General features: G+C 46.7%; 12 protein-coding genes, 1 tRNA gene and 1 other RNA gene. 10 read left to right on the top strand and 4 right to left on the bottom strand.

Annotation, left to right across the window (positions count from 1 at the left end; genetic code table 11):
• Positions 1 to 38 precede the first annotated feature (38 nt).
• Positions 39 to 436, top strand: a transfer-messenger RNA (tmRNA) gene (gene ssrA / locus C9991_RS00290).
• Between the two features lie 176 nt (positions 437 to 612).
• On the opposite strand, the gene C9991_RS00285 is transcribed toward ssrA, so the two are convergent.
• Positions 613 to 689: transfer RNA gene (locus C9991_RS00285), tRNA-Arg, on the bottom strand.
• 489 nt (positions 690 to 1178) lie between these two features.
• Positions 1179 to 2231, bottom strand: a complete 1053-nt coding sequence (gene mltG / locus C9991_RS00280) for an endolytic transglycosylase MltG (protein ID WP_106810662.1) — start codon at positions 2229 to 2231, stop codon at positions 1179 to 1181.
• Between the two features lie 161 nt (positions 2232 to 2392).
• Between mltG and C9991_RS00275 the strand changes: the two genes are divergently transcribed.
• Positions 2393 to 3043, top strand: coding sequence for an HAD family hydrolase (locus tag C9991_RS00275; protein ID WP_106810661.1), 651 nt, complete (start codon positions 2393 to 2395; stop codon positions 3041 to 3043).
• 5 nt (positions 3044 to 3048) lie between these two features.
• Here C9991_RS00275 and C9991_RS00270 read toward each other — a convergent pair whose 3' ends face one another.
• Positions 3049 to 3831: a radical SAM protein gene (locus C9991_RS00270; protein ID WP_106810660.1), complete on the bottom strand. Its 783-nt coding sequence runs from the start codon at positions 3829 to 3831 to the stop codon at positions 3049 to 3051.
• A 136-nt stretch (positions 3832 to 3967) separates the two neighbouring features.
• Here C9991_RS00270 and C9991_RS00265 point away from each other — a divergent pair, with 136 nt between their 5' ends.
• The 8 genes from C9991_RS00265 (at position 3968) to folK (ending at position 9392) form a co-directional block, all read left to right on the top strand.
• The gene (locus C9991_RS00265) at positions 3968 to 4846 is read left to right on the top strand and encodes a cell division protein FtsX (RefSeq protein ID WP_106810659.1); all 879 of its coding nucleotides are present in this window, start codon (positions 3968 to 3970) and stop codon (positions 4844 to 4846) included.
• Positions 4847 to 4871: 25 nt separating this feature from the next.
• Complete coding sequence (locus C9991_RS00260) at positions 4872 to 5108, top strand: DUF3098 domain-containing protein (protein WP_106810658.1); 237 nt, start codon at positions 4872 to 4874, stop codon at positions 5106 to 5108.
• 95 nt (positions 5109 to 5203) lie between these two features.
• Complete coding sequence (locus C9991_RS00255) at positions 5204 to 5620, top strand: helix-turn-helix domain-containing protein (protein WP_106811700.1); 417 nt, start codon at positions 5204 to 5206, stop codon at positions 5618 to 5620.
• On the top strand, positions 5596 to 6213 hold the full coding sequence (locus C9991_RS00250; protein WP_106810657.1) for an IS630 family transposase: 618 nt from the start codon (positions 5596 to 5598) through the stop codon (positions 6211 to 6213). The genes C9991_RS00255 and C9991_RS00250 overlap by 25 nt, the downstream gene beginning before the upstream one ends.
• Before the next feature lie 46 nt (positions 6214 to 6259).
• Positions 6260 to 7057: an undecaprenyl-diphosphate phosphatase gene (locus C9991_RS00245; protein ID WP_106810656.1), complete on the top strand. Its 798-nt coding sequence runs from the start codon at positions 6260 to 6262 to the stop codon at positions 7055 to 7057.
• Positions 7058 to 7076: 19 nt separating this feature from the next.
• Positions 7077 to 7790 carry a tRNA pseudouridine(55) synthase TruB gene (gene truB, locus C9991_RS00240; RefSeq protein ID WP_106810655.1) on the top strand — a complete coding sequence of 238 codons (714 nt, stop codon included), beginning with the start codon at positions 7077 to 7079 and terminating at the stop codon, positions 7788 to 7790.
• Between the two features lie 13 nt (positions 7791 to 7803).
• Positions 7804 to 8970: a tRNA preQ1(34) S-adenosylmethionine ribosyltransferase-isomerase QueA gene (queA, locus tag C9991_RS00235; RefSeq protein WP_106810654.1), complete on the top strand. Its 1167-nt coding sequence runs from the start codon at positions 7804 to 7806 to the stop codon at positions 8968 to 8970.
• On the top strand, positions 8970 to 9392 hold the full coding sequence (gene folK / locus C9991_RS00230) for a 2-amino-4-hydroxy-6-hydroxymethyldihydropteridine diphosphokinase (RefSeq protein ID WP_106810653.1): 423 nt from the start codon (positions 8970 to 8972) through the stop codon (positions 9390 to 9392). Before queA ends, folK begins: the two co-directional genes overlap by 1 nt.
• A 194-nt stretch (positions 9393 to 9586) precedes the next feature.
• Here folK and C9991_RS00225 read toward each other — a convergent pair whose 3' ends face one another.
• On the bottom strand, positions 9587 to 14161 hold the full coding sequence (locus tag C9991_RS00225) for a pectinesterase family protein (protein WP_106810652.1): 4575 nt from the start codon (positions 14159 to 14161) through the stop codon (positions 9587 to 9589).
• Positions 14162 to 14168: the final 7 nt, after the last annotated feature.

Raw genomic sequence — 14168 nt, 5'->3', positions numbered from 1 at the left:
ATATTGTGTTTTATTGTCACGCATCATGCTAATATCTCGGGGTTGACTGGATTTGACAGCGGGATGAAATGGTATGTAAGCATGCGGAGCCTCGATGGCTAGCTCCTTAATCTGAGTGATCAAAAATTTAATTGGCGAAAACAACTACGCTCTCGCTGCTTAATCGAAGTACAGTAGATTAGCTTTATTCCGCCACAAGGTTGGCGGAACGAGACATCGCTCCAAGGATGTTGTTCCGAATCTAAGGGTCAAGCGGTGCAGGTAAATCGGAAATAGTCTGTGTATGCCTCGGTGCTCAGATGAAGTTTTAGAGGATAAGGTTGCGATTGGTGGTCCGGGTCTTGTCGCAGCATGAAAACCGAAGGCTGGAATAAGCATGTAGAAAGCATATGGTTTCCCTGTTTGGACGTGGGTTCGAATCCCACCAGCTCCACCCTATAGTTTAAAAAGTCGCTGCGTGTCAGCGGCTTTTTTTATTAGGTACGCTCGGCATGAGCATTATCTAACGGGTGAAAACTTGCTTATTGGTAGTTTGTAGTAACGGATATTTATATACAAAAAAGAGAATGTTAAATAAATAACATTCTCTTTAAAGGGTAATTTAGTAAAACTTGGTGACTCCGGCAGGATTCAAACCTGCAACCTTCTGATCCGTAGTCAGATGCTCTATTCAGTTGAGCTACGGAGCCAATCTTTATTTGCAATTGGGTATGTTTCTTAATTGCGAGTGCAAAGGTAGGCATTTCTTTTTATACTACCAAATGTTTTGAGTGTTTTTCTTGGTTTTTAAGTTTAAATGTGTCATATATTGATTTATGTCATTTGTTCTGGCTGTATTGTTTGGAAAAATGTAGGTATGTATAAAGAAATGTATTGGTATATATAAAAAATGTGTCGTAGAAAGCTGTGTGGAGGATAAAAGTAATAATATGCTTTATAACATAATAATATATTTGGAGGTTAGTTTTAAAAGCGCTACCTTTGTGGTGTTATCCTGAATACAATCTTTTTACCTTAAGAAAAGACTAATACCTATTGATAATGATGCCGGACTCTGAGAAGAGCCCGGCATTTTGTTTATATTCATTTAGTGTTGTTTTAGGAATGGTGCAAACCTAAAATATATGAGAAAAACGAATACGTATTCGTAAGCCGATGAATACGTATTCGTTAAAATCCTATTTAATGCCCCTCTTGTTAAGGGCCTCACTATATCGTTTGGCGTTCTGCAGATGCTCGTTGTATGTACGTGCAAAGTTGTGTGTTCCGCTGAAGTCTTCCTTGGCACACATATATATATAGTCGTGGTGCACGTGGTTGAGTACAGCGTCAATACCTGCTATAGATGGTATGCGAATAGGACCAGGAGGCAATCCTGGGTTCTTGTAAGTGTTGTATGGACTGTTGATGTACAGGAGGTTGTTGTAGATGCGCTTTAGATCGAAGCGTTTCCATGCAAACTTGATGGTTGGGTCGGCCTGCAATGGCATACCATTTGGATATTCTGCGTTGCGCAGCATCAGACGGTTGTAGTACATGCCTGCAACCATGGGCTTCTCGCCATCGTTGGCAGTCTCCTCGTCTATTATGCTTGCCAATGTGCTCACCTCTACAGGTGTTAGTTTTATAAGGCGAGCCTTTTCGGTGCGCTCATGGTTCCAGAACTTATGGTATTCTTTCTGCATACGGTCGAGTAGTTTCTCGGTGCTAACGTTCCAATAGATGTCGTATGTATTTGGTATGAACATGGCAGCAATGGTAGCTGTGTCGTATCCATACTTCTTGCATGTGGCTTCGTCGGCAAGAGCGTGATATATAGTGGCACTGTCGAGCATAAGTTTCTTGGAAAGTTCGGCAGCAAGTCGGTCGGTAGTACGTACAGACGGCACTACAAGGTTGACAGGAGTCTGCAATCCATTCTTCATATGTCTGAATACAATGAATGGTCCTTCGCCTGGTCGGATGGCATAGCGTCCGGTGCGTATGTTGTCTGCATATTTGCTGTGTCGTACCAGAGTCTTGAAACCTGTCATTCTGCTTGCCTTTGACACCTCGGCAATTTTGGTGTATACCGAGTCGATGTTGTCGTCGTTGTCTATATAGACATACTTGGTGTCGGAGCTTGCCGACATTGATGCAAAGAAAAAGTAGTAGACTGCAACCACAGCCAACAGCAGGCAGCAGCCAACAATGATGAGGTATTTTCTTTTGTTGTTTTTCTTCTTTCTCATGATGTTTCAGATGGTTTTTGTTTTATTATAATCGTATGCAAAGGTAACTGAATTGGAATATTTGGCAAAATAAATTTATTTTTTTTATACGTATTATGATTATTATGGCTACCTTCGCATCGTTTAATATAGTAAAAAGAAGGTATTATATATAATAAGGTATGTACAACACTTATATTTTTGATTTGGACGGCACGTTGCTGTCCACCCTTGGCGACCTTGCCGCAAGTTGCAACTATGCCTTGCGCACAAACGGTATGCCGGAACGTACAATTGACGAGGTTAGGGTATTTGTGGGTAACGGAGTAAAGAAGCTTATGGAGCGTGCCGTGCCTAATGGTGAGGACAATCCAGCATTTGAGAAGACGTACTCCGACTTTCGTAAGCATTACATGGAGCACAATCTGGATACCACAAAGCCGTATGATGGAGTAATGGACTTGCTTAAAGAGTTGAATAGTCGCGGCAAGAAGGTAGCTGTGGTAAGCAATAAGTTTTATGCAGCAACCCAAGAACTATGCCGCCACTTCTTTGGCAATCTTGTTCAGGTGGCTATAGGCGAGCGCGAGGATATACGCAAGAAACCTGCTCCCGATACGGTTATCGAGGCTATGCGACAGCTTGGTGTTACGACCGAAGGTGCGGTATATATAGGTGACAGCGATGTAGACATTGAGACAGCACGCAATTCGGGCATGCCCTGTATCAGTGTGTTGTGGGGATTCCGCGACCGTGACTTCCTGTTGCAACATGGTGCAACAACATTGGTGGATACTCCTGCTGACATACTGAGTCAGGGCATAAATGCCTGATAAGCTTAATAAGCCGCGATACACTCAAAGCCTTCTGCCGCTACACGATCGCGTATGGCGTTAAGTTCGTTGTGTGTTGCCTTGCTAAGATGGGTGCATGGTGTATCGCGGTCGATGGTATATATCATCACCTCGCTTGGTTTAATGCGGCGTATAGCTTCGAGCCATGGTATGACGTAGCGGTCGTCTGTATTGGATACATCATTGCCTAAGTCGTCTGTCCCATGCATAAACATGGTTTGTATAATGACGTGTCCGTTGAACGACTGCATCTGCTTGATGATCTCTTCGACGTTGAATGCCGACGATTCCGGGCGGTTCACCTTTTTTATATACTCAGGGTCCACGGTGTCGAGCTTCATAATATTGTTGTCTACCAGCTTGAGTGCGCGGTGTACATTGGGCTTGTGGGCTAAGGTAGAGTTGGTAAGTACCGACACCTTAGCCTTAGGATAGTATTTGTTGCGCAGCTGTATGGTGTCCTCTACTATTTCGAGAAAGTTGGGATGTCCGGTAGGTTCACCATTGCCCGAGAAAGTAATGACGTCAAGGTTGGAGTTGTTTGCTTTCATCTCCTTAAGTTTCTCTTCAAGGCAAGAGGCAATATGCTCGCGAGTTGGACGTTTGGACATTGGCGAGTGCCAGTCATTGTAGCCCACTTCGCAATATATACAGTCGAAGGTGCAGAACTTTGAGTCGGCTGGATTGACGTTCACACCTAACGATATGCCCAATCGCCGACTGTGTATCGGTCCGACGATAGGCGATGGATAAAGTGTTATAGACATAATAATATCACTTATTGTTTATAGTATAACGTTTTATCTGTGGGTTTATTGCATGTTAATTGTCGTTAATCGCTCGCCAATCCGGTTTTTTTTTTGTTATTTTGCAAGAAATTTGGTATAATATACCCATTTCGAAATGGCAAAGAAAAGAACTAAGTCCGGCAATCGTCAAGGATTGCAGGCAGTAACGTTGTGCATAAGCACGGCAATGGTGCTTATCCTGTTGGGAATGGTAGTGTTCTCGGTGCTTATAGCCCGCAACCTTTCCAATTATGTAAAACAGAACATCGTGGTGACAATGATGCTTCAAGACGACATGACGTCTGGTGAGGCAAGGCAGTTTTGTGCCAAGCTCAAACAGCGTCCATATGTATGTCAGCTTGCTTATGTAAGTAAGGAGCAGGCCTTGCGAGAGGGCATAAAGACATTGGGCGCCGACCCTCGCGAGTTTGCCGATACAAATCCCTTCCTCTCTTCAGTGGAGCTTACGCTAAATGCCGATTATGCCAACAGCGACTCGCTTCGATACATATCCAAAGAACTTAAGAGCTATCCTAAGGTTAGCGAGGTGAAGTACGAGAAAGACCTTGTAGACCAAATTAATGCCAACATAGCCAAGATAAGTGTTGTGTTGCTATCTATAGCATTGCTGTTGACCATTGTGTCGTTCTCGCTCATCAACAACACCGTACGTCTGAGTATATATGCCCGACGTTTCTCCATACACACAATGAAGCTTGTTGGAGCGTCATGGGGATTCATCAGAGGTCCGTTTGTGCGCAGATATATGGCTCTTGGTTTGCTTGCGGCACTCATTGCATGTTGTGCCTTGGGCGGAGCTATATATGGACTGTATATGTATGAGCCGGGCATTCTTGAGGTGCTTACATGGCTGGAGCTTGCAATTACGGCTGGTGTGGTAGTGTTCTTCGGACTCTTCATCACAGCAATATGTTCCACAATATCAGTCAACAAGTTCTTGCGCATGAAGGCAGGCGACCTTTATAAGATTTAAAATTCAACATTATAATAATAGAATCGTGGATAAAAGAAATTATGCTTTCGACAAGACTAACTTCATACTGTTAGCGGTAGGAATGTTGGTTGTTATTCTTGGTTTCATTCTGATGAGTGGAGCAGGCAGCGACGAGTCGGTGTTCAATAACGACATCTTCAGCGTGCGCCGTATCAAGGTTGCTCCGGTGGTTTGCTTCATCGGTTTCATCTCAATAATATATGCTATTATTCGAAAGCCTGCAGACAAGGGCGAGGAGTAAGACTATAAAAAAGATGCATAAGTAAGTGATCTAAATTATTTATATATATCAGTACTAATATGGTTCATTTTCCGTTTTATAGAAAAAGTAGAATTATGAAACCAATAAAAGTACTTGAATTATCAGAGGTTGATCGCCTCAAATTAGAGAAAGGCTATCATAATGGCCCTACTCATAGTTTTCGTATCAGATGCAAATCCATATTGCTGAAGTCAGAAGGTAAATCAGCTCCCAAAATAGCAGAAATGCTTGAGGTGACTGTACCTACTGTCTACGCATGGGTAAAACGTTATGAAGAAAATGGCATCAAAGGCTTGGAGACACGTCCTGGTCAGGGTCGAAAGCCTATTATGGATTGTTCTGATGAAGAAGCAGCCCGCAAGGCAATTGAGGAAGACCGTCAAAGCGTGTCTAAAGCACGTGAGGCATGGCAGAATGCGACTGGCAAAGAAGCCAGTGACATTACCTTCAAACGTTCTTTAGAAACATCTGTGCAAGATATAAGCGTATAAGAAAACGCCCAAGGGGCAAACCCTCACCTCCGCTCTATGCATACAAGAAAGAGAAGTTGCAAGAACTTGAAGAACTTGATTCCAAAGGGGAACTTGTGCTATATTATGCCGACGAAAGCCATGTCTGTACAAATGGATATGTTCCATATGGCTGGCAATTCAAGAATGAGGATGTTTACATCCCATCCGAGAAAGCTGCCCGGCTTAATATCTTTGGTATGATTACCAAAAGGAACCAATATAAAGGCTTTACCACAAAAGAGTCCATCAACGCAGACAAGATTGTGGACTATCTTGACAGATTCTCTTTCAATGTCACGAAGAAGACTGTAATTGTCTTGGACAATGCTTCTGTTCATAGAAATCGGAAGGTGAAAGAACTGAGGAAAATTTGGGAGAATAGAGGATTGTTCCTCGTCTATCTTCCACCTTATTCTCCAGAACTTAATCCTGCCGAGATTCTTTGGCGTATACTTAAGGGCAAATGGATAAGACCGATAGATTACGAGACTACGGACTCGCTTTTCTATTGTACGAACAGGGCCTTGGCCTCTGTGGGTACGAACTTATTCGTGAATTATTCATATTTGTAAAATTAATTTTGAACAGTTACTTATAATAATAAAACTATAATAAAGAATGGATTGGTTACAAGCTTTAGTCCTTGGCATCGTACAGGGACTTACCGAATATTTGCCCGTAAGCAGTAGTGGACATCTTGCCATAGGCTCTTATCTTTTCGGCATTGATGGCGAGGAGAATCTTGCCTTCACCGTATTGGTGCACGTGGCAACAGTTATGAGTACCTTTGTTGTGCTTTGGAAGGAGATAGACTGGATATTGAAGGGACTTTTCAAGTTCAAGATGAACGACGAGACAAAGTATTTTCTCAATATTGTGGTGTCTATGATACCTATAGGTATTGTAGGTGTGTTCTTCAAGGACACTGTAGAGGATATCTTCGGCTCGGGCTTGCTTATTGTGGGTTGCTGCTTGCTTTTGACTGCGGTTCTGCTCACTTTCTCTTTTTATGCTAAGCCACGTCAGCGTGATAACATTTCTATGAAGGATGCCTTTATAATAGGTCTTGCACAGGCGTGCGCCGTACTTCCTGGTTTGTCGCGCTCAGGTTCTACCATTGCAACAGGATTGTTGCTTGGCAACAAGAAGGAGAAGTTGGCACAGTTCTCATTCCTTATGGTTATACCGCCAATCTTAGGCGAGGCTTTGCTCGACGTGCTTAAGGCTGTTAAGGGCGAAGAGGCCTTTGGCGACATAAGCGTATTGCCACTTGTTGTAGGTTTCCTTGCCGCATTCTTCAGCGGTTGTCTTGCTTGCAAGTGGATGATCAACATCGTAAAGAAGGGTAAGCTTATCTACTTTGGCATCTACTGTGCCATAGCTGGTGCTGTAACAATAGTATGTTCAATGCTCTAAAAAATAGAACAAAGACAATATGAATTTCACCAAAGGCGAAGTTATCGCCATAAACAAGCCTCTTGACATGACGAGTTTCAGCGCTTTGGCATATGTGCGCAAGCGTCTGTGTATGCGTCTTGGGGTGAAAAAACTTAAGGTGGGCCATGCCGGAACACTCGATCCTCTTGCAACTGGTGTGCTTGTGCTATGTACAGGCAAGTTTACAAAGCGCATTGAGGAATTTCAGCAGCACGGCAAGGAATATACAGCCACATTGCAGCTTGGTGCAACAACACCGAGTTATGATATGGAGCATCCAGTAAACGAGACCTATCCTACTGACGGCATAACACGCGAACGTATAGAAGAGGTGTTGCGCCAGTTTGAGGGCGACATCGAGCAGGTGCCACCTACATTTAGTGCTTGCAAGGTAAGCGGACAGCGTGCTTACGAATTGCGACGCAATGGAAAGGACGTGGAGCTTAAAGCCAAGCAGATACGTATTGACGAGATAGAGTTGCTCGACTTCAATGCCGAGACAATGCAGATGTCTATACGTGTGGCTTGCGGAAAGGGTACCTATATACGAGCGTTGGCGCGCGACATAGGCAGAGCTTTAAACTCTGGTGCCTATCTCACAGCTTTGTGCCGAACTCGATCAGGCGAATATCGCGTAGAGAATTGCATCGAACTGAAGCAGTTTGAGGACTGGTTGGCACAGCAGACAATAGAAACTACAGAAGATGAATAAATAAAAAAGGACTATGAAGTTATCACAGTTTAAATTTAAATTACCCGAAAATCAGATTGCACTATATCCTCACAGCATCTATCGTGAGTTCGAAAACGACAAAGGCGAGAAGGAAATCTTCCGCATAACACGTCGTGACGAGTGCCGACTAATGGTTTTGCATAAGAAATCTCAAACTATCGACATGTTTAAGAAGGACGCCGATGGAAAGCCTATTGAGGGTGAATACCTCGACTTCCGCAATGTACTCGACTACTTTGACGAGCACGATACGTTCATCTTCAATGATACCAAGGTGTTCCCGGCTCGTCTTTATGGCACAAAGGAGAAGACCGATGCCAAGATTGAGGTGTTCCTTCTGCGTGAGCTTAATGAGGAGATGCGCCTTTGGGATGTGCTTGTTGAGCCAGCACGTAAGATACGTATAGGCAACAAGTTGTTCTTTGACGAGAGCGGTACTATGGTGGCCGAGGTTATAGACAATACTACAAGCCGTGGACGTACATTGCGTTTTCTTTACGACTGTCCGCACGATGAGTTTAAGCGCGAACTCTATTCGCTTGGCGAGGCTCCTCTGCCTAGGTATATCATTGACCGACGTGAGGAACATCACGCTACAGAGGATGACTTTGATGACTTCCAGTGCATTTTTGCCAAGAATGAGGGTGCTGTTACAGCTCCTGCTACAGGCTTGCACTTCTCACGTGAGTTGATGAAGCGTATGGAGATTAGAGGCATCAACTTTGCTTATATCACGCTGCATTGCGGATTGGGCAACTTCCACGACATTGAGGTGGAAGACCTTACCAAGCATAAGATGGACTCAGAGCAGATGTACATTAGAGCCGAGGCTTGCGCTCTTGTAAACAAGACTAAGCAGGAAGGACATCGTGTATGTGCCGTTGGTACAAGCGTAGTTAAGGCTACAGAGACTGCTGTTGGCACAGATGGTATGCTTAAGGAGTATGAGGGATGGACCAACAAGTTCATCTTCCCGCCTTATGACTTTGGTCTTGCCGACTCGATGATATCCAACTTCTATCATTCGCAATCTACCTTGCTTATGGAGACCTGTGCCTTTGGTGGCTACGATCTCGTGATGGAAGCATACAATCTTGCTGTTAAGCATGGATACATGTTCGGTTGCTACGGCGACGCTCTACTTATTTTAAACGACTAATGTCAAGCGATTATCAACACATAGCTTACCTCTCTCTCGGTTCCAACCTTGGCGACCGGTACGCCACAATGCTTAAAGCCATTGATATGCTTGGCAATGAGGTAGGCATTGTTGACCGCCAATCGTCAATGCTTGAAACGGAACCATGGGGATTTCAGTCGGCCAATAAGTTTCTTAATATGTGTGTAAGGGTGCTCACCACATTGTCGCCACTACAGCTGCTTGCCGCAACACAGAGTATCGAACGTGGGCTTGGAAGGATGGTTAAGTCGGTAGACGGTCATTATCACGACCGACCTATAGACATTGACATACTGATGTATGACGATTTGCACATCAGTACCAAAGAGCTTACACTGCCGCATCCGCTGATGGAAGAGCGTGACTTTGTAATGATTCCACTTAGGGAGATTTATTGGTAGGTCAATATTTAAATGCCAAAAAGCCATGACAAATGGACAAGCGGCAAAATAAAAGGCTTTACATTAGGTCTGTGAGAGCATATTCTCGTTATACCTAATGTAAAGCCTTTTATTTTAAACTCTAAATTGAATAACTAAAAATCGCAGGCGAAGTCGAGAATAATTTCTTATTTCTAACTTCTAACTTCTAACTTCTAATTCCTAATTATCTTACTGCTTTTCCCGTTCTTCCTTACCACATACACCCCCTGTTGCGTCATGCTGTCTACCCGCTTGCCGTCGATGGTGTATATGTCGTCGGGCAGTGGGGTGTTGTAGTGGACGGAAGAGATGCCAGAGGTGGGGGCTATCTCGAAGCGGATGGCACGGGCATTGGTAGAGAGCGTCTCGTTCATATTGTCTGTCACCACGCTGTAGGGGAGCCATGCACGGTTGGCGGCGAGGTAAGAGCCAGTGAACCTATAGAAGCCTATGCCCCAGTTCTTGTCGGCGAGAACGTAGCAATGGATGTTGAGGGCGGACAGGGGAGCATCCGTGGCGTTGCCCTCAAGTATGGTAGGCTTGCCGGAGGTAAGCGAAGTGGGGGAGAAGCTGTGGTTGCCGGCAGGACCATACACCACATAACCCTTAAGGCTGTCGGTCACCGTTACAGGTGTGAGCGTCATGATGTAGTCGCTCACCTTGTCGTCGGCACTCTGGCTGTTGTGTGCAGTGGCAGCATATACCGTAACCTCCTCAGGCACACGGGCATTGAAAGGCAGGCAGATGGTGCTCCATCCGTATGGCTTGCCGTCCACCATCTCGTCGCCAGTCTGACTGATGGTGAGCACGTAGGGATCGAGTTTCTTATACCATACGCTCTTTGTTGCAGCTCCCAAGCCACCGCGCATGTTGGCAGCACGCACACAGTAATAACCCGTCTCATGCTTCGAGAGGTCGTATGATGTTGTTGTGATGTTGTCCACGTAAGTCCACTTGCCCGTGCCCTCGTCCATCTTAAAGACAAAGTAGCACATCGCCATCTTCTCATCGTCCCACGTAAGGATATCATCCTCAATGGAGATGTTGTCGTTCCACGTCGTGCTGTTGGCATCCTTATCCTTATTGGTAGCCGATGCCGCATCTATCTGGCAGCACAGGTCGTTAGGCTCGAAGCCGTCGTCGCCACCGAGAACGTTGCGCACATTGTACGAAGCAGCCTCTACGTCGCTAAGCACACACTCGTCAGAGCCGGCGGCAGGCACGCATAGAGCTATGGTGCGGGCGTTGAGCGACAGCTTGTTGCCAGCCGCGTTCATGCTGTTATGCTCGTGGAAGCGCAGCATAAGGTCCGTCTTCTTCTTCGTCCATCCGTATGGGCGCGGCTCTATAAGCATCCTCGTATTGAGGAAGGTGCAAGCCGGCGAGTAGTTGCCCGGTCGTCCCAGTGTCCAGTTCTTGTTCTTAAGCAACGTCAGTTGGTCTGCTTCAGGCTTGATAGTGCAGTTGTTAAATACGTAGCCCCATTCCTGCATGGCCTGTGTGGTAGGCGCAGCGATGTTGTTGGCGGCACGGTCGCGCAGTATAAGGTTGCATCCCTCGAACCATACATTGCTATCGCCTATGACCATATCCACCGCTCCCGTGATGTCGCAGTTCTCGAAGTAGCCACGAGAGCTTGCCGAAGGGTTGTTTGAGTTGTATGTATACTCATAGCTTCGTAGCGCCACGTTCTTAAGCACCGTTCTGTCTCCACGGTCGCGGAAGGCAATGGCTTGCGTGTTGAGCTTCTCGTCCTTAGCCTTCAGGTAGTCGAAGCGGTTGTCCATAGTTATGTCCTCGGCATAGAAGTCGTTGACGCCTGCGTCCAAGGCTATGGTTGAGGTGTAGGCACTACCGCCGTACTTAGGCTCGTTGTAGATAATAGTGCCATCCTTGCTCTGCCCTATCAGCGACACATTAGAGGCGTTAATCCTGGTTACGCCGTTATTGATGACGCCCACGCCGGCTATGTCCGAGTCGGCGTTACCCGTAAGATGATGCGTGCCGTCGGGTACGAAGATATAGAAGCGGTGGCTGTCGGTATAGTCGTGTGCGTTGGCAGCGTTGATGGCTTCATTGATGTCGCCGTCACGTCCCACCACGAAGTTAAACGTATGGCGATGATACTTCTCCTTCTCCTCCGTAATATGCAGGGTGAGCGAAAGCTTCTGCTCGTAAGCAGCACCATATATGTCCTTTAGTTTACCCGCCGGAACCACAATCTTCACGACATCTCCTGCTGCTATATTCCAATACCTAAACACCTGTTCCTTACCCGATTCGGACAGATACAACGTGCCGTTCACGTTCAGCATGGTTTGCTTCATGGTTCGGCTGAACCCAACCTTGATGACACCGCTTCGTGGAACGTCGTAAATTTCGTTGGACGTGCCGGTGTATAACTTTCCTCCTACCGTAACTCCTGTAAACACGGGCGGCGTGTCCGGCGTTGTCAACTTGAACTTTACGGGGTACGATTCCACTGCTATGCTGCTGTGCGTCATCACCGTTACGTTACATTCTTGCGTGCTGATGTCTGCCTTAGTGGCAGTAACAATGCCGTCGCCGGTGGCTGTACCCGTAACCTCCGGCATCTCCTCGTCGGCGTTTTTCCAAGGCGAGGCGTCAAAGGTTATATATCCGTTGTTTGCCATCTGCTCCTTGATTTGCTCCGCGCTGAGCGTCTTGTCGTCGCAGGAGAGGGTGGCAATGGTGGGTTTTGTGACGGTTTGCGGCTTGTATGTCACGCTGAAATTGCGGAAGTTTGAACCGCTAACAAACTCCACATTCAGATAGGCGGTATCGGCTTGGCATACCGTCTGAGGCTCCATATTGTTCACAAGCGACAACGACTTGCCATCAATCTTCACTGTCTTGTCGCCCTTCTTTATCTTCTCCGTAAGCGTTAGCTTTGCCAAGCACCCCGCTGTGGCAGGGAACACGATTACGGCACCAGCCGTAATCTGCATGCGCTCAGGGTATTTCTCGTTCATATTGGTGAATCGTCCCTTCGTGGCGTCAAGGTCAATCTTTATGTCTATGGCTTGGTTGTTCCACTTAAGCTGTGTTACGAGGATGCCCTTCGCCTTTTCAAGGTCTATGGTAGGTGCTCCGTCTTTGGTGGCAAAGTGCCATGTGGCGGTAACCTCCTGAGTCACGTCCAGGCGGTTAAACTTGTTAGGCTTGAACACAGGCAACAGGCGCAGGTCGCTCGCTGTGGCTATGTATGTACTGTCGATGTTATAAATGTTGCCTACCTCGTCCTCCCAATGGTCCAGCGTGTTGCCTTTATAGAATAGCGTGCGGTTGGTGGGGATGACAAAGGCGTCACCCTCCTCCACAAGCTCAGCTACGGGAGGCGTACCCATCGCCACCTTTCCGCCGTTGTATGTGACGTAGTAAGTGGCTTTCTCCTTGAAGTAAACCATAAAGTTGCGGTGGTCGGTGATGTTAAACTCCAGCTCATAACGTGTGTAAAGGCTATCTGCCAACTCCTCCTTAGTAGGCGCAGTCTCCTTCAGCGTAAACTCCGTCTGGTCGTATTCCCACGTTCCGTCGTTGTTCTTCTTCACAATGGTTAGCTTATTGCCGTCATTGTCGGTACGGTCAAGGTCAACAATGCGGTCGAGTTCGTAGCCGAATCGTCTGTTAAGGGTGAGGCGGACGTGGTCGCCTTTCTTGAAGGCATAGCCTCCATCCTCAAGCTTCTTAACCTCAAACTTGCCCGAAGCCGACTCTGCATTGGTTACTACTCCGTGCTCGGGGTTGTCAATCTCGGCGTGCAGCTCCACCATATTGGCAGGCATTGTGCGTACCTCTATCCAATGATAGTACGAATAGTCGTCCTCGCCGATAACGATAGGCACACGCTTGTTGGGGTTGTTGGTGGTGTAGGTGTATACGTATACCTTGTTGTGTCCGGCTTTCTCACGTTCCTTTTGGGTTTGTTCCTCGTCCAGCTTGGGCACAACGCCGTCGAATGTGGTGGACGAAATCTTCGAGTAGGTGAGCATAGATATGGTTGTTCCCACACCACCCGGCACCCAGAACGTCGTGCCGGGACCAAAGGCGCACCATTCTTCGAGAGCCGTGTTGCGTATATATCCATTCTTGCCCGTGTCGCACCATAACGCCACGTCGCGATCATGCGACTTGTCTTCACCGTTCTCGATGACATTCACGTGCACCTTCGTGGTCCAGAAAGGCTTCTTTCCGCTACCAAAGTTAACTGGCGGGGCACATACCTGACGGCGCTGATTGGTTTCAGGGGTGTCATAATCGTGCAGCTTGCGCGTAAAGTCGAAGCGCATAATAGTAACCTTTGTGCGGTTAACCGCCGAAGCAGGATTGTCCTTAAAGACCGGAACGAGCGTCAGCGTCTGACCTTCTGAAGCAAACGTGTAGCTATATCCCGGCACGTAATGCATGGTGCTATCGCTATTCTCCTCCACCCAGTATTGCAGCGTTGAGGCATATCCGTCCTTGTCCATGTTTCTGAAGAACGTGTAGTTGGTGGGTATGACGAAGGAGCGCACGCCGCTCTGCTTCGAAGGCGTGATGCTGTAAGAGCCGTTTGTGGCTGCCGAAGCCCCGTTCACCATGCCCTCCGGTATGTGGAACACTACGGTGCCGAGTGGGTCCTGTGTCAGTTTGTCTTCCGCCCATGCACCATGCAAGGCACAGACAGAGAGCAGCAGCAGCGTCAAGGCACGCAATGTATTATTATAAGATAAGACCGTCTTTACCATAATATAT

The organism is Prevotella merdae (assembly GCF_900290275.1).
In the GTDB taxonomy this organism is placed as follows: Bacteria; Bacteroidota; Bacteroidia; order Bacteroidales; family Bacteroidaceae; genus Prevotella; species Prevotella merdae.
The sequence above is the reverse complement of the archived record's forward strand: the minus strand, read 5'-3'. Positions and strand labels throughout refer to the sequence as shown.